General features: G+C 58.6%; 17 protein-coding genes. 12 read left to right on the top strand and 5 right to left on the bottom strand.

The window, feature by feature from the left end; genetic code table 11:
• Nucleotides 1–12: 12 nt before the first annotated feature.
• From G7090_RS01445 to G7090_RS01430, 4 genes are all read left to right on the top strand, one after another.
• A complete protein-coding gene (locus tag G7090_RS01445; RefSeq protein WP_106993965.1) occupies nucleotides 13–954 on the top strand; it encodes an ABC transporter substrate-binding protein in 942 nt (313 codons plus the stop codon).
• A 128-nt stretch (nucleotides 955–1,082) separates the two neighbouring features.
• On the top strand, nucleotides 1,083–1,769 hold the full coding sequence (locus tag G7090_RS01440; protein WP_166181323.1) for a D-lyxose/D-mannose family sugar isomerase: 687 nt from the start codon (nucleotides 1,083–1,085) through the stop codon (nucleotides 1,767–1,769).
• Between the two features lie 10 nt (nucleotides 1,770–1,779).
• On the top strand, nucleotides 1,780–2,640 hold the full coding sequence (locus G7090_RS01435; RefSeq protein WP_166181322.1) for a ketose 1,6-bisphosphate aldolase: 861 nt from the start codon (nucleotides 1,780–1,782) through the stop codon (nucleotides 2,638–2,640).
• Nucleotides 2,640–3,650, top strand: coding sequence for a carbohydrate kinase family protein (locus G7090_RS01430; protein ID WP_166181321.1), 1,011 nt, complete (start codon nucleotides 2,640–2,642; stop codon nucleotides 3,648–3,650). The genes G7090_RS01435 and G7090_RS01430 overlap by 1 nt, the downstream gene beginning before the upstream one ends.
• Here G7090_RS01430 and G7090_RS01425 read toward each other — a convergent pair.
• Nucleotides 3,647–4,378: a response regulator gene (locus G7090_RS01425; RefSeq protein WP_106993961.1), complete on the bottom strand. Its 732-nt coding sequence runs from the start codon at nucleotides 4,376–4,378 to the stop codon at nucleotides 3,647–3,649. The genes G7090_RS01430 and G7090_RS01425 overlap by 4 nt on opposite strands.
• A 227-nt stretch (nucleotides 4,379–4,605) precedes the next feature.
• Here G7090_RS01425 and fdhF point away from each other — a divergent pair, with 227 nt between their 5' ends.
• The 3 genes from fdhF (at nucleotide 4,606) to G7090_RS01410 (ending at nucleotide 8,021) form a co-directional block, all read left to right on the top strand.
• Complete coding sequence (fdhF, locus tag G7090_RS01420; protein ID WP_166181320.1) at nucleotides 4,606–6,753, top strand: formate dehydrogenase subunit alpha; 2,148 nt, start codon at nucleotides 4,606–4,608, stop codon at nucleotides 6,751–6,753.
• A gap of 323 nt (nucleotides 6,754–7,076) precedes the next feature.
• Nucleotides 7,077–7,229, top strand: a complete 153-nt coding sequence (locus tag G7090_RS01415; RefSeq protein ID WP_166181319.1) for a Hok/Gef family protein — start codon at nucleotides 7,077–7,079, stop codon at nucleotides 7,227–7,229.
• 117 nt (nucleotides 7,230–7,346) lie between these two features.
• The gene (locus G7090_RS01410) at nucleotides 7,347–8,021 is read left to right on the top strand and encodes a tetratricopeptide repeat protein (protein WP_166181318.1); all 675 of its coding nucleotides are present in this window, start codon (nucleotides 7,347–7,349) and stop codon (nucleotides 8,019–8,021) included.
• Between the two features lie 66 nt (nucleotides 8,022–8,087).
• Here G7090_RS01410 and gltP read toward each other — a convergent pair whose 3' ends face one another.
• Nucleotides 8,088–9,401, bottom strand: a complete 1,314-nt coding sequence (gene gltP / locus G7090_RS01405) for a glutamate/aspartate:proton symporter GltP (RefSeq protein WP_166181317.1) — start codon at nucleotides 9,399–9,401, stop codon at nucleotides 8,088–8,090.
• A gap of 420 nt (nucleotides 9,402–9,821) precedes the next feature.
• Between gltP and acs the strand changes: the two genes are divergently transcribed.
• The 3 genes from acs (at nucleotide 9,822) to actP (ending at nucleotide 13,824) form a co-directional block, all read left to right on the top strand.
• The gene (gene acs / locus G7090_RS01400) at nucleotides 9,822–11,780 is read left to right on the top strand and encodes an acetate--CoA ligase (protein ID WP_106993956.1); all 1,959 of its coding nucleotides are present in this window, start codon (nucleotides 9,822–9,824) and stop codon (nucleotides 11,778–11,780) included.
• Nucleotides 11,781–11,863: 83 nt separating this feature from the next.
• Nucleotides 11,864–12,178: a DUF485 domain-containing protein gene (locus G7090_RS01395; RefSeq protein ID WP_106993955.1), complete on the top strand. Its 315-nt coding sequence runs from the start codon at nucleotides 11,864–11,866 to the stop codon at nucleotides 12,176–12,178.
• On the top strand, nucleotides 12,175–13,824 hold the full coding sequence (actP, locus tag G7090_RS01390; RefSeq protein WP_106993954.1) for a cation/acetate symporter ActP: 1,650 nt from the start codon (nucleotides 12,175–12,177) through the stop codon (nucleotides 13,822–13,824). Before G7090_RS01395 ends, actP begins: the two co-directional genes overlap by 4 nt.
• Nucleotides 13,825–14,034: 210 nt before the next feature.
• On the opposite strand, the gene G7090_RS01385 is transcribed toward actP, so the two are convergent.
• The gene (locus G7090_RS01385) at nucleotides 14,035–15,612 is read right to left on the bottom strand and encodes a hypothetical protein (RefSeq protein WP_166181316.1); all 1,578 of its coding nucleotides are present in this window, start codon (nucleotides 15,610–15,612) and stop codon (nucleotides 14,035–14,037) included.
• A gap of 47 nt (nucleotides 15,613–15,659) precedes the next feature.
• On the opposite strand from G7090_RS01385, the gene G7090_RS01380 reads away from it, so the two are divergent.
• Both G7090_RS01380 and G7090_RS01375 read left to right on the top strand, forming a co-directional pair.
• The gene (locus G7090_RS01380) at nucleotides 15,660–16,955 is read left to right on the top strand and encodes a Gfo/Idh/MocA family protein (RefSeq protein ID WP_166181315.1); all 1,296 of its coding nucleotides are present in this window, start codon (nucleotides 15,660–15,662) and stop codon (nucleotides 16,953–16,955) included.
• 50 nt (nucleotides 16,956–17,005) lie between these two features.
• Complete coding sequence (locus G7090_RS01375) at nucleotides 17,006–18,283, top strand: ABC transporter substrate-binding protein (protein ID WP_371811830.1); 1,278 nt, start codon at nucleotides 17,006–17,008, stop codon at nucleotides 18,281–18,283.
• An 86-nt stretch (nucleotides 18,284–18,369) separates the two neighbouring features.
• Here the strand turns inward: G7090_RS01375 and G7090_RS01370 are convergent, their stop codons facing one another.
• Nucleotides 18,370–19,059, bottom strand: coding sequence for an LrgB family protein (locus G7090_RS01370; protein ID WP_106993951.1), 690 nt, complete (start codon nucleotides 19,057–19,059; stop codon nucleotides 18,370–18,372).
• Nucleotides 19,052–19,462: a CidA/LrgA family protein gene (locus tag G7090_RS01365; protein WP_166181313.1), complete on the bottom strand. Its 411-nt coding sequence runs from the start codon at nucleotides 19,460–19,462 to the stop codon at nucleotides 19,052–19,054. The genes G7090_RS01370 and G7090_RS01365 overlap by 8 nt, the downstream gene beginning before the upstream one ends.
• Between the last annotated feature and the right edge of the window lie 30 nt (nucleotides 19,463–19,492).

The raw sequence follows: 19,492 nt of genomic DNA, 5'->3' as shown, positions 1-19,492 counted from the left end.
GAGGAATACAGCATGAGATTAAAGCCATTAGTTACCGCGCTCTGTGCTGGCGCACTGCTCGCAGCAGCCCCGTTTGCCCAGGCCAAAGATCTGAAGTCCATCGGCGTGACGGTGGGCGACCTGGCTAACCCGTTCTTTGTCCAGATCACCAAAGGGGCCGAGCTGGAAGCGCGCAAACTGGCGGGCGATAACGTGAAAGTGACCCTGGTCTCCAGCGGCTACGATCTCGGCCAGCAGGTTTCTCAGATTGATAACTTTATCGCCGCGAAGGTCGATATGATCATCCTCAACGCCGCCGATTCGAAAGGGATCGGCCCGGCGGTGAAGCGCGCGAAAGACGCCGGGATCGTGGTGGTGGCGGTTGACGTGGCGGCAGAGGGTGCCGATGCGACCATCACCTCCAACAACACCCAGGCCGGTGAGATGGCCTGTAAGCTGATCACCGACCGCCTGAAAGGCAAAGGCAACGTGGTGATCATCAACGGACCGCCGGTCTCTGCGGTGCAAAACCGGGTCGAAGGCTGCAAGGCCGAATTTAAAAAACATCCGGATATCAAAGTGCTTTCCGATAACCAGAACGCCAAAGGCAGCCGTGACGGCGGACTGGAGGTGATGACCTCCCTGCTGGCCGCCAATCCGAAGATCGACGGCGTATTCGCCATCAACGATCCAACGGCGATCGGTGCCGATCTGGCAGCAAAACAGGCGCAACGTAACGAGTTCTTTATCGTTGGCGTCGATGGCTCACCGGATGCGGAAGAGGCGCTGAAGCGCGAAAACTCCCTGTTTGTTGCTACCCCGGCGCAGGACCCGCAGGTGATGGCGGCGAAAGCGGTGGAGATCGGCTATGACATTCTGCAGGGCAAACCGGCGCCGAAAGAGCCGGTGCTGATCCCGGTGACGCTGATCGACAAGAGCAACGTCGGCAATTACAAGGGCTGGACGGTTAAGTAAGGCACTGTGCGGTCTGATTCCCCTCACCCCGGCCCTCTCCCCAAAGGGGAGAGGGTGTTCAGATTCCCTCTCCCCTATGGGGAGAGGGTTAGGGTGAGGGGGTTTTGCACACCATTCAAGGAGTCATTATGAAACGCTCCGAAATCAACGAGATCCTTGGCCACACGCGACAGTTTTTCTCGATGCACGATGTGCATCTGCCCCCCTTTGCCAGCTTTCCTCCCACCCGCTGGCAGCAGCTTAACCCTGATGCCTGGCAGGAAGTGTTTGACCTGCGGCTTGGCTGGGACGTGACCGCGTTCGGCGGCGACAACTTTACGGCGCAGGGCTTAACCCTCTTTGCCCTGCGCAACGGCTCTCCCGGCGGCAAGCCGTGGGCCAAATGCTACGCCGAGAAGATCATGCACGTACGTGAGGGCCAGGTGACCCCCCTACACTTTCACTGGCGCAAACGCGAGGACATCATCAACCGCGGCGGCGGGAATCTGATCGTCGAGCTGTGGAACACCGATGAAGATGAGCAGAAAGAGGATGGCGATATCAGCGTCGCCATCGACGGATGCCTGCAGACCCACGTGGCGGGCAGCCATATTCGCCTCGCCCCGGGGGAGAGCATCTGCCTGCCGCCCGGTCTGTACCACAGTTTCTGGGGTGAGAAGGGCTTTGGTGACGTGCTGGTGGGTGAAGTCTCCTCTGTGAATGATGACGAGACGGACAACCACTTCCTGCAACCCACCGCCCGCTATAACCACATAGAAGAAAACGAACCGGCCGTGCTGGTCCTGTGCAATGAGTACAGCCTGTTTCGTCAGTAAGGAGTGAATCATGCCGCTTATCTCTCTCGCCGACGGGCTGGCGCACGCCCGCGAGCATCGTTACGCGCTGGGGGCGTTTAACGTCCTCGACTCTCACTTCCTGCGAGCGCTGTTTGCCGCCGCCCGTCAGGAGAACTCGCCCTTTATCATCAACATTGCCGAAGTGCATTTTAAGTATGTCTCGCTCGACTCGCTGGTGGAGGCGGTCAAATTCGAAGCCGCCCGGCATGACATTCCGGTGGTGCTGAACCTCGATCACGGCCTGCATTTCGAGGCGGTGGTGCGGGCGCTGCGCCTGGGGTTCAGCTCGGTGATGTTCGACGGCTCCACGCTGAGCTACGAGGAGAACATTCGCCAGACGCGGGAAGTGGTGAAGATGTGCCACGCGGTGGGCGTGTCGGTGGAGGCGGAACTCGGTGCCGTGGGCGGCGATGAGGGCGGTGCCCTGTACGGCCATGCCGACGAAGCCTTTTTCACCGATCCTGCGCTTGCAAGGGAGTTTGTCGACCAGACCGGCATCGACGCCCTGGCGGTGGCGATCGGCAATGCCCACGGCAAGTACAAGGGCGAGCCAAAGCTCGATTTCGCCCGTCTTGACGCCATCCGCCAGCAGACCGGCCTGCCGCTGGTGCTGCACGGCGGCTCCGGGATCAGCGACGCCGATTTCCGCCGCGCCATTGAGCTGGGGATCCACAAAATTAACTTCTATACCGGCATGTCCCAGGCGGCGCTGGCGGAGGTGGAGCAGCGAATGGCCAACCGACAGCCGCTGTACGATGAGTTTGCCGAACTGCTGCTGGGCATCGAAGAGGCAATTACCGACACCGTGGCCGCGCAGATGCGCACCTTTGGCAGCGCGGGGTACGCCTGATGGAACGTCGGGGCATTATCGCGGCGGGCAATATGCTGGTGGATCACGTCCACCAGATTGTGCAGTGGCCGGAGCGCGGCTGGCTGGCGGAGATCGTCCACAGCGAGCGCGCCACCGGGGGTGCGCCCCTCAACGTGCTGTTAACTCTGGCGAAGATGCATGCCGGGCTCCCGCTACAGGCGGTCGGGCTGGTGGGGGATGACCATGACGGAGATTATATTCTCGCCATGCTCGACCAGTATCACGTCAACCGCCAGCGGGTGCAGCGCACCACCTTTGCCCCCACCTCCATGTCGCAGGTGATGACCGACCCCAGCGGCCAGCGCACCTTTTTCCACTCCCCGGGAGCCAACCGGCTGCTGGATCTGCCCGCCTTCGACCGGCTCGATCACAGCCTGAAGATCTTCCATCTGGGCTATCTCCTGCTACTGGACAGCCTGGATATGCCGGACGAAGAGTACGGCACCCGCAGCGCGCGGCTGCTGGCGCAGATGCGCGAGCTGGGGTTTCAGACCTCCCTCGACCTGGTGTCGCGCAAGGGCGATCCGCGCTATCAGCCGCTGGTGCTCCCTACCCTGCGCCATCTCGACTATCTGGTGATCAACGAGCTGGAGGCGGGCGAGTTCAGCGGCCTGCCGATGCGGGATGACCAGGACGCGCCGGTAATCGCTAATATCGCCGCGGCGGCGGCAGAACTGCTGGCGGCGGGCGTGAAGGCACGGGTAGTGATCCACTGTCCGGAAGGGGCCTGGGGACAGGAGCCGGGCCAGGAGGGAGGCTGGATCCCCTCGTGGCGACTGACCCGGGAGGAGATTGTCGGCAGCGTCGGGGCGGGAGATGCCTTCTGCGCCGGTTTTTTATATGGCTGCCACGAATCGCTGTCGCTGGCGGAGAGCATCCGGATGGCGCATGCCTGCGCGCGGGCCAGCCTGCTGGCGGCCAACGCCATCGACGGGGCGAAAACCCTGTCGGAGCTACAGCTGTTTATTCAGGAGAACCCGCTGGCTTAAGCCGCCCTGTCGCCGTGCTGCACGTCGGCGGCAAAGACATAGCCCAGCCCGCGGATGGTTTTAATCAGCAGCGGCTGATGGGGGTTGATTTCAATTTTGCGGCGCAGACGCATGATCAGCACGTCGATGGTGCGATCGAATACCTCCGCGCTTTCGCTGTGGGTCAGCTCCAGGAGCTGTTCGCGGCTCAGCACCCGGCGGGCATTTTGCGTCAGGGCCAGGAGTAAACCGTATTCGCCCTGGGTCAGGGCCACCACGCCGCGCTGCGGGTCAATCAGTTCACAGCGGGTGGTGTCCAGCGTCCAGCCGTTAAAGCCGATCCCGGCCACTCGCGCAACGACCGGTTCTGCCGCCAGCGCGCCGGTGCGGCGCAGCACGGCTTTGACCCGCGCCACTACTACCCGGGGGTTGAAGGGCTTGCCGATATAGTCGTCGGCCCCCATCTCGAGACCCACCACCACGTCCGACTCACTGCCGAGGCCGGTAAGCATGATCACCGGCAGCTCCGGGCGCTGCTTTTGCAGCTGCTGGAGCACCTGCAAGCCGTTGATATCCGGCAGCATCATATCCAGCAATACCAGCGCGATCTCCGGTACCTGCTGCGCCAGCCGCAGGGCATCCTGGCCGTTGTGGCACACATGGACGGTAAAGACGTGCTCATTGAGCACATCCTGCAACAGTTCGCAGACCGCGGTGTCGTCATCGACCACCAGAATTGCTGGTTTCATCACGGGATTCCATTGGGGAGGTAAAGATCAGTCTGGCCCATTCTGTGCAAGGCTCCAGCCAAAACGCCTTTTCCGTCACGGATCTTCAACCGCCGTCATATCCCCATCGCTTCCGCTGTCGCAATTTTTGACGCGGGCCTGTTTTCCGTCAGGGTTTTAACCCGGATTCGCCCGTAAAGTCAGGGGAAACCTACATGTCAGCATCATTTGAATCTGGAGCGAGAGCGATGCAAAACGTCATCACGGTGTGCCCCTATTGCGCCTCAGGATGCAAGATCAATCTGGTGGTCGATAACGGCAACATCATCCGGGCGGAGGCAGCCGACGGGAAAACCAATCAGGGCAAGCTGTGCCTGAAGGGCTACTACGGCTGGGATTTTATCAACGATACCCAAATCCTCACCCCGCGGCTGAAGAGCCCGATGATCCGCCGCGAACGCGGCGGCAGGCTGGAGTCCGTCTCCTGGGATGAGGCGCTGGAATATGTCGCACAGCGCCTTAGCGCCATCAAGGAACAGTATGGCCCGGACGCGATCCAGACCACCGGCTCCTCGCGCGGTACCGGGAATGAAACCAACTACCTGATGCAAAAATTTGCCCGCGCGGTGATTGGCACCAACAACGTCGACTGCTGCGCACGCGTCTGACACGGCCCCTCGGTTGCAGGTCTGCACCAGTCGGTCGGGAATGGCGCCATGAGCAATGCCATCAACGAGATTGATAACAGCGATCTGGTATTTATTTTTGGCTATAACCCGGCGGATTCGCACCCGATTGTCGCGAATCATATTCTGCGCGCAAAGCAGAACGGGGCCAACATCATCGTCTGCGATCCGCGGCGTATCGAAACCGCGCGTATTGCCGATATGCACATTGCATTGCGAAACGGCTCGAACATCGCCCTGCTTAATGCCATCGGCCACGTAATTATTGCCGAGAACCTCTACGATCGGGCTTTTGTCGCCGCCCGCACGGAGGGCTTTGATGCGTACCGTCAGATTGTGGAACGCTACAAGCCGGAGTCGGTCGAGGCCATTACCGGCGTGAGCGCGCGGGAGATCCGCCAGGCTGCCCGCCTGTATGCAGGGGCGAAAACGGCCACCCTGCTATGGGGTATGGGCGTGACCCAGTTCTGGCAGGGAGTGGAGACCGTGCGCGCGCTGACCAGCCTCGCCATGCTGACCGGCAACCTCGGCAAAGCCCACGTCGGGGTCAACCCGGTGCGGGGGCAGAATAACGTCCAGGGTGCCTGTGATATGGGGGCGCTGCCGGATACCTACCCGGGCTACCAGTACGTTAAGTTCCCGGAAAACCGCGAGAAGTTCGCCAGAGCCTGGGGTGTCGACAGCCTGCCGGCGCATCCCGGGTACCGTATCAGCGAGCTGCCGCACCGGGTGGCGCATAAAGAGGTGCGGGCGGCGTACATCATGGGGGAAGATCCGCTCCAGACCGATGCTGAGCTTTCGGCGGTGCGTCAGGCGTTTGCCGATCTTGAGCTGGTGATTGTCCAGGATATCTTTATGACCAAAACCGCGGCGGTGGCGGATGTGATCCTGCCGTCCACCTCGTGGGGCGAACATGAAGGGGTCTACACCGCCGCTGACCGCGGCTTCCAGCGCTTCTTTAAGGCCGTCGAGCCGAAGTGGGATCTGAAAACCGACTGGCAGATCATCAGTGAGATCGCCACCCGGATGGGCTACCCGATGCACTACGACAACACGCAGCAAATCTGGGACGAGCTGCGGCAGCTGTGTCCGGGCTTTAAAGGGGCAACCTACGAGAAGATGGGCGAGCTGGGCTATATCCAGTGGCCATGCCGGGACGAGTCGCCGGAGGACCAGGGTACCTCGTTCCTGTTTGCAGAGAAATTCGACACCCCGAACGGGCTGGCGCAGTTTTTCACCTGCGACTGGATGGCCCCCATCGATAAGCTGGATGACGACTATCCGATGGTGCTCTCCACCGTGCGCGAAGTGGGTCACTACTCCTGCCGCTCAATGACCGGCAACTGCGCGGCCCTGTCGGCGCTGGCGGATGAGCCCGGCTATGTGCAGATCAACACCGAGGATGCCAAACAGCTGGGCATTGAGGATGAGGCGCTGGTGTGGGTCAACTCCCGCAAAGGTCGGGTCATCGCCCGGGCCCAGGTAAGCGATCGGCCAAACAGGGGGGCGGTGTACATGACCTACCAGTGGTGGATCGGGGCCTGCAACGAGCTGGTAACGGAAAACCTCAGCCCGATAACCAAAACGCCGGAATATAAATATTGTGCTGTGCGCGTCGAGCCGATAGCGGATCAGGCTGCCGCCGAGCAATATGTGATTGATGAATATAATAAGCTGAAAAAAGCGTTACGGGAAACCGCGATAGGTTGATGCAATTAAAGGAGCTATTAATAAAACGGGGTGAAATATTCACCCCGATTTTATTTGCATAATAATAACGAAATATGGCGAATATTATTTTGCGAGCATGATTCCAGATAAATGTAATTGCCCACAAATTGAATTACATCTTTTCTTTTTAGTTCATATGGATAAGATTATCGGCGGGTGCTTAAGGCTTTCTGTCTTGAGCATAAGTTGAGGGACAGAAAGTGAAAAACCCCGGAAATGTTTCCATTAACCGGGGGCTATCCCTCAACTCCACACAAGTTGAGGATAGCCCCTTATTCTTTTATTAGCAAGGAGTAAAGGGCATGACGCCATTAAAAACCGTGTTAGGCATAATAGTTATTATTTGCCTGACTATAATAATATTCGCCTTTATTAATCGCGGCATGTTATGCGAACTCACAATAAAGAGTGAAAAATATGAAGTGGCGACTAAATTAGCCTGCGCAGCAGGCTAACGTCAGCGGGCGGGGAAACCCGCCCGGCTTGTGGGGAGGGGAGGTCTTAACGCACCCATTTTTTTCTTCTCATACCGCGCTTATACTGCCCGTTATCTACCCCTACGAAAATAACGCATGAAACCTCTTTATCTGTTGTTAATCCTTTTTTCTTCCCTGGTTTGCGCCGAGGAGATTGGCGGCCAGTACCTGAAGCAGGCTGAGGCGGGCGACAGCCGGGCTCAGTATTATCTTGCCGAAACCTATTACAGCTCGGGTGATGATAAGCAGGCCGAAACCTGGGCTGAGAAAGCGGCTAAAAACGGTGACGTGGATGCCATGGCGCTGCTGTCGCAAATCAAGTTTAAACACGGCGATCTGGCGCAGGCGAAAGGACTGGCGCAGCAGGCCACCGTGGCGGGCAGTTCACCGGGTGCAGTGATGCTGGCGCGTTTACTGGTGAATACCGGGGCCGGGCAAACCGACTACCCGCAGGCGCTGACCTTACTGCATAAGGTTGCCGGGAATACCGAGGATGACGCCGCCGTTGATGCCCAACTGCTGCTGGGGCTGATCTACGCCAACGGCGTGGAGGTCGCGCAGGATGACGTCCAGGCCGCCCAGTGGTTTAAGCAGAGCTCCACCCTTTCGCGCACGGGTTACGCAGAGTACTGGGCAGGCCAGGTATTTCACCAGGGCGAGGCCGGGTTTATCACGCCGAATAAACAGAAGGCGCTGTACTGGTTAAATCTGAGCTGTAGCGAAGGCTTTGATACGGGGTGCGAGGAGTTTGATACGTTAAGCGGAGAGTAGTGCGGTCTGCATGCCGGGGGCGCTTCGCTTGCCCGGCCTACGATCCTGTAGGCCGGGCAATGTACTTTACTGGTCTGCAGTCTTATCGAAACGACCCAGCACCTCACGTTCATACGCCAGGGCTTTCTTGCGGTCGAATTTGTGTTCCCACTTGGCAATCACCAGCACCGCCAGCGCATTACCCACCACGTTCAGGGCGGTACGCGCCATGTCGAGGATACGGTCAACACCGGCGATAAACGCCAGCCCTTCCAGCGGAATACCCACGCTACCCAGCGTTGCCAGCAGTACCACAAACGACACGCCCGGCACGCCAGCAATCCCTTTCGAGGTCACCATCAGGGTCAGTACGAGAACAATTTCCTGCCACAGGGAGAGGTCGATACCGTACAGCTGGGCGATAAAGATCGCGGCGATACTCTGGTACAGCGTGGAGCCGTCGAGGTTAAACGAGTAACCGGTCGGCACCACGAAGCTGGTGATCGACGCTGGCGCCCCGTAGGCTTCCATCTTCTCAATAATACGCGGCAGCACGCTCTCGGAGCTGGCGGTGGAGTACGCCAGAATCAGCTCGTCTTTCAGGATGCGGATCAGGATCCAGATGCTCAGGCCACACATCCGCGCCACCAGCCCCAGCACCACCAGGGCGAAGAACAGGATCGCGAAGTGAACCAGCAGCACCAGCTTCGCCAGCGGCCACAGGGAGGCAAAGCCGAAGTTCGCCACCGTCACCGAGATCAGCGCGAACACCCCGACCGGCGCATAACGCATTACCATGTGGGTCACTTTGAACATGGTTTCAGAGATGGAGCGGAACACGGTCACCAGCGGCTCGCGATGGGTGGATGGCAGTGACGCCAGCCCCAGACCAAACAGCACCGAGAAGAAGATGATCGGCAGCATTTCGCCTTTCGCCATCGACGCCACGATATTGGTCGGCACCAGCGACAGGATGGTTCCCATCAGGCCATGAGAGTGGCTTTGCACATCGGCGGTCGTGCTTTGGTATTTCGAAATATCCACCGTCGCCAGCTGCGACATATCAATGCCCGCCCCAGGCTGGAACACATTCGCCAGCGTGATGCCGAGTATGATCGCCACCGTAGTGATCACTTCGAAATAAAGAATGGTTTTTGCACCGATGCGGCCCAGCTGCTTTGCATCGCCCACGCCCGCAATCCCGACCACCAGCGTCGAGATCACAATCGGTACAACAATCATTTTAATCAGGTGGATAAAGATATCGCCCGCAGGCTGCAGCATATTCAGCACCAGCCATTCGCGGCTGTCACTGTGATAATGCAGATAACTACCCAGCAAGATACCCAGCACAAGGGCCAGCAAAATTTGCCAGGCAAGGCTGACTTTCAAATTTTTCATGACAAGAGACTTCCTCAATGAAGCGTTCGTACTCGTAAAACGGTGGGAACGACACATACTGAAAGGGTATGAATTGTGTTGCGTTCATTTATGGGGTTTTTTAACGCGCCGTATCAGTACCATTTGCACGGCATGCTGCGCAAGCCTTTAAGAACGAGGCATTTGACTGACAAAAGGCGTTATCACGCTAATTTGTATTAGTCATGATAAATAACCTTTTGTTATAAAAACGCTTTTTTATCCATAAATGTAAATAATCCGCAGGAGTAATTATTTTTCTGCAAAGTGTCATTTGCTCAATTTTCGAACTCTTTAATTTTTGCGTGATCTGTCGCCCAAATAGTAAACAAAGGTCTCAAAGCCCCTACTATTAACGTTTTTGCGACATATTATTAACATTCTACAAGGAGAACAAAAACCATGAGCCAGGTCCATAAACACGACATTCCCGCAAATATTGCGGACCGCTGCCTGATTAATCCGGAGCAGTACCAGGAGAAGTATCAGCTCTCTATTACTAACCCTGACGCCTTCTGGGGCGAGCAGGGCAAAATTCTTGACTGGATCACGCCGTATCAGACAGTCAAGAACACCTCTTTTGCCCCCGGCAACGTCTCTATTAAATGGTATGAAGACGGCACGCTGAACCTCGCCGCCAACTGCCTGGATCGTCATCTCGCCGAGCGCGGCGACCAGACGGCAATCATCTGGGAAGGCGATGACGCCACTCAGAGCAAAAATATCACCTACCGCGAACTGCACCGCGACGTCTGCCGCTTTGCCAACGTCCTGCTGGCCCAGGGCATCAAAAAAGGCGACGTGGTGGCTATCTATATGCCAATGGTGCCGGAGGCGGCCGTGGCGATGCTTGCCTGCGCCCGTATCGGCGCCGTGCACTCCGTGATCTTCGGCGGCTTCTCGCCGGAAGCGGTGGCCGGACGCATTATCGACTCCAGCTCAAAACTGGTGATCACCGCCGATGAAGGCGTGCGTGCTGGTCGTGCCGTTCCGCTGAAAAAGAACGTCGACGACGCGCTGAACAACCCGAACGTAAACACCGTTAACAGCGTGATTGTGCTCAAGCGCACCGGCAATGCTGTTGAATGGCATGAGGGACGCGACCTGTGGTGGAGCGACCTGATTGAGCAGGCCAGCGATCAGCACCAGCCGGAAGCGATGAACGCGGAAGATCCGCTGTTTATCCTTTATACCTCCGGCTCTACCGGCAAGCCGAAGGGGGTGTTGCACACCACCGGCGGCTATCTGGTCTATGCCGCGACCACCTTCAAGTATGTCTTTGATTATCATCAGGGCGATATCTACTGGTGTACCGCCGACGTGGGCTGGGTCACCGGCCACAGCTATCTGCTGTATGGCCCGCTGGCCTGCGGCGCGACCACCCTGATGTTCGAAGGGGTGCCGAACTGGCCGACCCCGGCGCGCATGAGCCAGGTGGTGGACAAACATCAGGTCAATATTCTCTATACCGCCCCGACTGCCATCCGCGCGCTGATGGCCGAGGGCGACAAGGCGATTGAAGGGACCGACCGCTCCTCCCTGCGCATCCTCGGATCCGTGGGCGAGCCGATCAACCCGGAAGCCTGGGAGTGGTACTGGAAGAAAATCGGTAACGAGAAGTGCCCGGTCGTCGACACCTGGTGGCAGACCGAAACTGGCGGGTTCATGATCACCCCGCTGCCGGGCGCTACCCAGCTGAAAGCCGGCTCCGCGACCCGTCCGTTCTTTGGCGTCCAGCCTGCGCTGGTGGACAACGAAGGGAACGCCCTGGAAGGGGCTACCGAGGGCAACCTGGTGATCGTCGACTCCTGGCCAGGCCAGGCGCGGACCCTGTTCGGCGATCACGATCGCTTCGAGCAGACCTACTTCTCCACCTTCAAAAACATGTACTTCAGCGGCGACGGCGCCCGTCGGGATGAAGACGGTTACTACTGGATCACCGGCCGCGTGGACGACGTGCTGAACGTCTCCGGCCACCGTCTGGGCACCGCCGAGATCGAATCGGCGCTGGTGTCACATCCGAAAATTGCCGAAGCGGCGGTGGTCGGTATTCCGCACAGCATCAAAGGCCAGGCGATCTACGCCTACGTCACGCTGAATCATGGCGAAGAGCCGTCGCCGGAGCTGTATACCGAAGTGCGTAACTGGGTGCGAAAAGAGATCGGCCCGCTTGCCACCCCGGACGTGCTGCACTGGACCGACTCGCTGCCGAAAACCCGTTCCGGCAAGATCATGCGCCGTATTCTGCGCAAAATCGCCGCGGGTGATACCAGCAACTTAGGCGATACCTCAACGCTCGCCGATCCTGGCGTGGTGGACAAACTGCTCGAAGAGAAGCAGGCCATCGCAATGCCATCGTAAAAGCACTCCCCCTCACCCTAGCCCTCTCCCCATAGGGGAGAGGGGATAAAAACAAACCTACCTTACCTCTGGAGAGTTCTGTGATGAATGACAATATTTGTCAGCAGATAGAGAATAGTGCGCACTACAGGGAGCTCGTAGAAAAACGGCAACGGTTTGCCTACATGTTATCTATCATCATGCTGATCATTTACGTTGGCTTTATTCTGCTCATCGCCTTCGCCCCACAATGGCTCGGCACCCCTCTGCATCCGGGTACCAGCGTGACCCGCGGGATCCCCATTGGCGTCGGTGTCATTTTGATCTCTTTCGCCCTGACCGGAATATATATCTGGCGGGCGAATGGTGAGTTTGACCGTCTGAACAAAGCTGTGCTGCGCGAGGTAAAAGCATCATGAAGAGAGTCCTGACGGCGCTCGCCGCCACGCTACCCTTTGCAGCCAACGCAGCGGATGCCATTAGCGGTGCAGTCCAGCGCCAGCCAACCAACTGGCAGGCAATTATCATGTTCCTGGTGTTTGTCGTGTTTACGCTCGGTATTACCTACTGGGCGTCAAAACGCGTGCGCTCCCGTAACGACTATTACACCGCAGGGGGCAATATCACCGGTTTCCAGAACGGGCTGGCGATTGCGGGCGACTATATGTCTGCCGCCTCATTCCTCGGTATCTCTGCGCTGGTGTTTACCTCTGGTTATGACGGGCTGATCTACTCCCTGGGCTTCCTGGTGGGCTGGCCGATCATTCTGTTCCTGATCGCCGAGCGCCTGCGTAACCTGGGCAAATATACCTTTGCCGACGTCGCCTCCTATCGCCTGAAACAGGGGCCGATTCGTGTTCTCTCCGCCTGCGGTTCGCTGGTGGTGGTGGCGCTGTACCTGATCGCCCAGATGGTGGGTGCCGGTAAGCTGATCCAACTCCTGTTCGGCCTGAACTACCACATCGCTGTGGTGCTGGTGGGCGTGCTGATGGTGATGTACGTTCTGTTCGGCGGCATGCTCGCCACCACCTGGGTACAGATCATCAAAGCGGTGCTGCTGCTGTTCGGTGCCAGCTTTATGGCCTTTATGGTGATGAAGCACGTCGGGTTCAGCTTCAATAACCTGTTTACCGAAGCGATGGCGGTGCACCCGAAAGGGGAAGCGATCATGAGTCCGGGCGGACTGGTAAAAGATCCGATATCCGCCCTGTCCCTGGGTCTGGGACTGATGTTTGGTACCGCCGGTTTACCGCATATCCTGATGCGTTTCTTCACGGTATCCGATGCCCGCGAGGCGCGTAAGAGCGTCTTCTTCGCCACCGGTTTTATGGGTTATTTCTATATTCTGACCTTTATCATCGGCTTTGGCGCCATCATGCTGGTGGGCGCGAACCCGGCGTTTAAAGACGCGACGGGCGCACTGATTGGCGGCAACAACATGGCTGCGGTCCATCTGGCGAATGCCGTCGGCGGTAACCTGTTCCTTGGCTTTATCTCGGCAGTGGCTTTCGCCACCATTCTGGCGGTGGTTGCGGGTCTGACGCTGGCCGGCGCGTCTGCGGTCTCCCATGACCTCTACGCGAACGTGTTCCGTAAAGGCGCCAGTGAACGTGATGAGCTGCGGGTGTCCAAAATCACCGTGCTGGTGCTGGGCGTCGTCGCAATTCTGCTGGGGATCCTGTTCGAGAATCAGAACATCGCCTTTATGGTGGGTCTGGCCTTCTCGATTGCGGCAAGCTGTAACTTCCCGATCATTCTGCTCTCCATGTACTGGTCAAAACTGACCACCCGTGGGGCGATGGTGGGTGGCTGGCTGGGGCTGTTGACCGCGGTGATCCTGATGGTGCTCGGCCCGACCATCTGGGTACAGGTGCTCGGTCATGCCAGCGCGATCTTCCCGTACGAATACCCGGCGCTGTTCTCCATCGCCGTGGCCTTCATTGGGATCTGGTTCTTCTCCGCCACCGATAACTCGGCGGAAGGTAATCTGGAGCGTGAGAAGTTCCGCGCCCAGTTTATTCGCTCTCAAACCGGCCTGGGTGTTGAACAGGGCCGCGCGCACTAAAATCCCCTCCCCGGCCGCTGGTCGGGGATCACATTTTTTTCCCCTTCTGGTGACGTTTATCACGTCACCAGAACGGAAAAAGCCGATGCGCATCACAGGCTTTATCTGCGATCCGTAAAGGCCATCACACTTTTCCCGATTTCACGCCAATCTTCCGCTTTCCCTCTGCCCCCCGTACAGACAATCCCCCTCTCAGTTTTTATGCTTTAGTTACAGCGACTCGCTCAGGCTTCTGGCAAAGCGCTCCAGCCGATCCGGGCTCAGCAACAGCGGCAGGAATAACGGGCCGCTGGCGGGCGGGTCTGCCAGCCAGCGATCCAGGGTGTCGGTGTAGTCAAGCAGCCGCTGCTGATGCTTCTGCAGGGTGTCAGCGGGCAGGCTGTTGGCACCGTAATGGTCGAGCCACAGCACGTCGGTCACCGCGGCGGCCACGTGGGAGAACATCTGGCTGTAGATCTCCGCGCTGCGCCAGGCGGCGAGCAGGATCGCCAGGGTGTCGTCCGGGCAGGTAATACGCGGCATCAGCTCACGCAGGTTGTGCAGCGTGCGTGATGCGAGGAAGCAGGCGGCCTCTTTCTCCAGCGCCATCCGCTCCCGCTGCTCTTTGCCCAGCGTAGGATCGTCAGTAGGCATCAGCGGCTGCCAGGCGTGCATCCAGTTAGCGCTGCGGGTATCCATATGCAGCAGTTGCTGCGCCTGGGCGATGCTCTCCGGGATCTGGCTCTGATAGTGCAGCCGTCGCCCGAGAAGGTTCGGCGTTTTGCACAGCCAGTCATAGCTGGCGTGGACGATAGCCGAGAGCTGATGCTTGTCCTGCAGAGAGCGAAAGCCGAGGTGATGGTGCTCCGCCCAGCGATCGAAGGTGGCGGGCAGCGCCGCATCGGCGGCCTGGTTGGCGGCGGTGAGGCCGAACAGGTTGATGGCGTTGGCGGAGTCCATCACCCGGCTGTCGGGCAGCCACTGCCAGCTCACGCGGGAGGTGATGGCTTCGATTTCGTTTTCGGCGGCGCTGAGCGCCCAGCTTAAGCGGCCGCTGATCTCATCGCCCAGATAGCACGGCAGCGCGGTCCAGCCGTAGCCAGTGCCGAAGAGGTCATACTCGATCCACTTTTTATGCCCCGGCAGGGTGGCGATGTGCGGGTGGTTGGCAAAGCCGGGGTGGTAGTCCAGCTCGGTGGCTTTTACCGAGGCGCGCACGTCGTCCGGCAGCGTCGCCAGAATGTTCGCGAGCTGCTGGCGCGGCCAGCTGTTATCAATGAAGTCGCGCAGGATCAGCTTTTTGCCCCGGGCGCGCAGCAGGCTCCAGACATCATGCAGGCTTTGCTGCCAGCGGGTGGTCTGAAAGTCCGGCGTCGTCAGGCTGAGAATAAGCCCGCTGAGATGGGGCAAGGCGTGTAATAGCGGATGCAATATGGCGGCATAAAAATGGTGCCAGAAATCCGGCGCGCTTTTTTCGTCGAACGTCAGTTCAGGAAATTTACGCTTAATAATGTCGTCATTGGGCGCGGCCTCCCCCTGAAGCCAGAACGACAGGTTATTTTCCGCCAGATAACGATCGACGCGGGTTAAATATTGCAGGGCGTAATTTTGCTGATGAATAAGGTTCTCGACGTTGAGTTTTTGACTTAACGGCGAGGGCGTTGCAAGTACTGAAAGCAGTTCCTGTTGGTGCAGGATGATCCCAGTGAAACCGTGCTGTTTAGCGCTTTTTACCCCCTGAATAAACCAGGGCCAGTGCCAGATAAAAGTGCTGTTCAGCTCCATCAACTGATGTGGAATACGTTTCATTGATTCACCTTGCTGATATTTATTTTCTCATCTTAATCGAGGATGCCATGAAAAAATATGCTCTGGTCGGAACCGGTGGTCGTGCGGGTTTATATATTTCCGCCATTGGCGGTGCCTGGCGGGAAAATGCCAGAATGGTCGCGTTTTGCGATACCAACACCACGCGGATGCACTACGCTAATCAGCTATTAAAAAACGAAGGGGCTGAGCCGGTTTCCACCTGGCAGGCGGCGCAGTTTGAGGAGATGATCCGCGAAACGCGTCCTGATGTCGTCATCGTCACCACCATGGATCGTACCCATGACGACTACATCGTTCGCGCCCTGCACGCCGGCTGCGATGTGATCACCGAAAAGCCGATGACCATCGATGAACAGCGCGCCCTGCGCATTCTCGACGCCATCGAAGAGACCGGCCGCAGCGTGCGGGTGGCCTTTAACTACCGCTACGCCCCGCACCACAGCAAGGTGCGCGAGCTGCTGATGCAGGGGACGATCGGCACCGTCACCTCGGTACACTTCGAGTGGCTGCTCAACACCGAACACGGCGCGGACTACTTCCGCCGCTGGCACCGGGAAAAACGCAACAGTGGCGGCCTGCTGGTGCACAAATCCACCCACCACTTCGATCTGATGAACTTCTGGCTCGGCAGCTACCCGGAGCGGGTTTACGCTGAAGGCAGCCTGCAGTTCTATGGCCGGGAGAACGCCGAGAAGCGCGGCGTGACGCACTTCTACCCGCGCGCCCACGGCTTTGCCGGGGCGAAAGCGGATCCCTTTGCCCTGCAGATGGCGGATAACGCCCAGTTGAAAGCGCTCTATCTCGACGCCGAGCACGAAGATAACTACTTCCGCGATCAGAGCGTGTTCAGCGACGGCATCACCATCGAAGACACGATGTCGGTGCTGGTGAAGTACCAGAACCAGGTCCAGCTCACCTACTCCCTCAACGCCTACCTGCCGTGGGAAGGGCTGAACGTGGTCTTTAACGGCACCGAAGGCCGGCTGGAGATGAAGATCGTCGAGAAGTCCTACGTCAACGCCGAGGGCGAGCGGGAAAACGAGGGCAGCCTCGAACAGTGCGATCTCACCGTCTTCCCGATGTTTGCCGAACCCTGGAAAGCGGCGTTCAGCCTCGGCGAAGGGGGCCACGGCGGCGGCGACAACGCCATGCTGGCGGATCTGTTTGGTGCGCCGGGCCACGACCCGCTGCAGCGCGCGGCTGACCATCGGGCCGGGGCGATGTCGATCCTCACCGGCATTGCGGGCAATATTTCCATGCAGCAGCAGCGTCCGGTCAACTTTAAGGAGTTTGAGCTGGTTTCCCGTCTGACGAAACGCTAAGGGCGCTGGACCGTTATTCACCTGCTTAATAATAAAAGTCCCGGAGAAAAATAATGAATAAACTCCTGTCAGGTGTCATCGCATCGCTGTTATTTTCCTGTACCTCTGTCTGGGCGCAGCCCGTTGAATTACGCATGTCGTGGTGGGGTGGCAACAGCCGCCACCAGGCCACGCTGAAGGCGCTGGAAGCCTTCGAAAAAGCGCATCCGGAGATCAAAGTGAAGGCCGAATACACCGGCTGGGACGGGCATCTTTCACGCCTGACTACCCAGATGGCAAGCGGCACCGAGCCGGATGTGATGCAGACCAACTGGCCGTGGCTGATCATCTTTTCCAAAAACGGCGAAGGCTATTACGACCTCGACAAGCTGAAAGCGGAGCTCGATTTAAGCCAGTACCAGGCGCAGGATCTGCAATCCACCATCATCAAAGGCAAGCTTAACGGCCTGCCGATCTCGGTCAACGCCCCTGTTTTTTACTACAACGACGTCACCTGGCAGAAAGCCGGGCTGGCGTACCCGAAAACCTGGGACGACTTTTTTGCCGCCGGGAAAACCTTCCAGCAAAAGCTCGGCAATAACTACTATCCCTACGCGATGGTCGATCAGGACGTCATTCTGCTGCTCAATGCGTACATGATGCAGAAGCACCAGAAGCCGATGTTCAACAGTGACGGCACCTTCGCCTGGAACGACGCCCAGTGGGAGGAGGCCTTCAGCTTTGTGAAGCGCCTGAGCGACGATCGCATTCTCCCGTCGCCAAAGACCCTCTCCTCCTACGGCAAAGGCAATCTCTATGAGATGAAGCCGTGGATTAACGGCGAATGGGGCGGCCTGTTCACCTGGAACATCACCATCCGCATGTTTGCCAACAACATGACGCCGCCGGCGAAGCTGGTGCTGGGTGACTACGTGATGCAGCCCGGGACGGAGGAATCAGGGGTGTACTTCAAAACGGCGCAGATGCTGTCGGTGGCGAAATCCACGAAGCATCCGAAAGAGGCGGCGATACTGGTGAACTACCTGCTTAACGATCCGCAGTCGGTGGACGCTCTGGGGCTGGAGCGCGGCATTCCGCTCAACAAGGCGGCGGAAACGCAGTTAACGGCGAAAGGGGTGATTGACCCGCAGGATCCGGTGATTGCCGGGTTGCGTCAGGCGCAGGCGCTGCACACTACCGTCGTCGCCACGCCTTATATTGAGGATTTGCAGGTGATCGACCAGTTCACCTCGGCGCGGGAAAAACTGGAGATGGGCCAGGCCCCCGCCCAGGTCGCGGCGGATTTCCGGCAGAAGGTGGAGCGGATTGTGCGACGTTTGAACCGTTAGCATTCATTGCCCGGCGGCGCTACGCTTGCACGGGCCTACGGTTTTTGTAGGCCGGGTAAGCGCAGCGCCACCCGGCAGAAAACGGCTCAGAACATCAACCAGCCCACCAGCGGGGCCACCAGCACCATTACCACGCCGGAGAGCATCATCACCAGGCTGGCGACCACGCCCTCCTGCTGGCCCAGCTCATAGGAGCGAGCGGTGCCGGCGCCATGGGAGGCCGCGCCAAACCCGGCCCCTTTCGCCATCCCTTCGCGGATCGAGAGCCGTAAAAACAGCATGTCCCCCACCGCCATGCCAAACACCCCGGTCACCACCACGAACAGCGCCACCAGATCCGGCTGTCCGCCGAGCGGTTTTGCCGCGGCCAGCGCAAACGGCGTGGTGACGGAGCGCACCGCCAGGCTGCGCTGGATCTCATCCGACAGCGTAAACAGCCGCGCCAGCCAGACCGAGCTGGTGACGGCCACCACCGTGGCGGTGATCACCCCGGCGGAGAGCGACATCCAGTGACGTTTGATCACCGCCAGGTTGTCATACACCGGTACCGCAAAGGCGATGGTCGCCGGGCCGAGCAGCCACAGTAGCCAGTGCGCTTCGCCGATATAGTTCTGCCAGGAGATATGGCCCCATACCAGCATCATCACCAGCAGAATCGGGGTGAAGACCAGCGGCATCAGGGGCAGTTTACGAAAGCGGCGATACAGGCGCTTGTTGGCGAAGTAGATAATCAGGGTCACCACCAGGCAGAGGACGCTGACCTGAAAGTTAGTCATGTTTCTGCCTGCTGATTTCATAGCGATAGACTTTATCCACCACCCACGCGGTAGCGCCCAGCACCATCAGCGTGCTCAGGGCGATCACCGCAAAGATACGCCAGCCGTCCACCATCAGCAGCTGGACATAATTGACCACCGCCACCACCGCTGGCACAAAGAAGAGCAGCATCTCTGCCAGCAGCCAGCGCGAGCCGGCCCGCACCCAGTTCAGGGGAATGATGCGACAGAGGATCAGGCTGAACATCAGCACCATCCCGACCAGATTGGCCGGCAGCGGCAGATGGAGCCAGCTAACAAGGTATTCAGCGAAGACAAAAAGACCCGCGTAAAGCAGTACCTGAACCGGTACCTGGAGTCGTTGCACGACGGCAGGCGTAACGCGACCTAACGCCACGGTCATGGGGGATTTCCTCAAAATGAGATGGAGAGC

The sequence above is a fragment of the Leclercia sp. 29361 genome (assembly GCF_011290365.1).
Lineage (GTDB): Bacteria > Pseudomonadota > Gammaproteobacteria > Enterobacterales > Enterobacteriaceae > Enterobacter > Enterobacter tamurae.
This window is presented reverse-complemented; position numbering and strand designations above follow the sequence as displayed.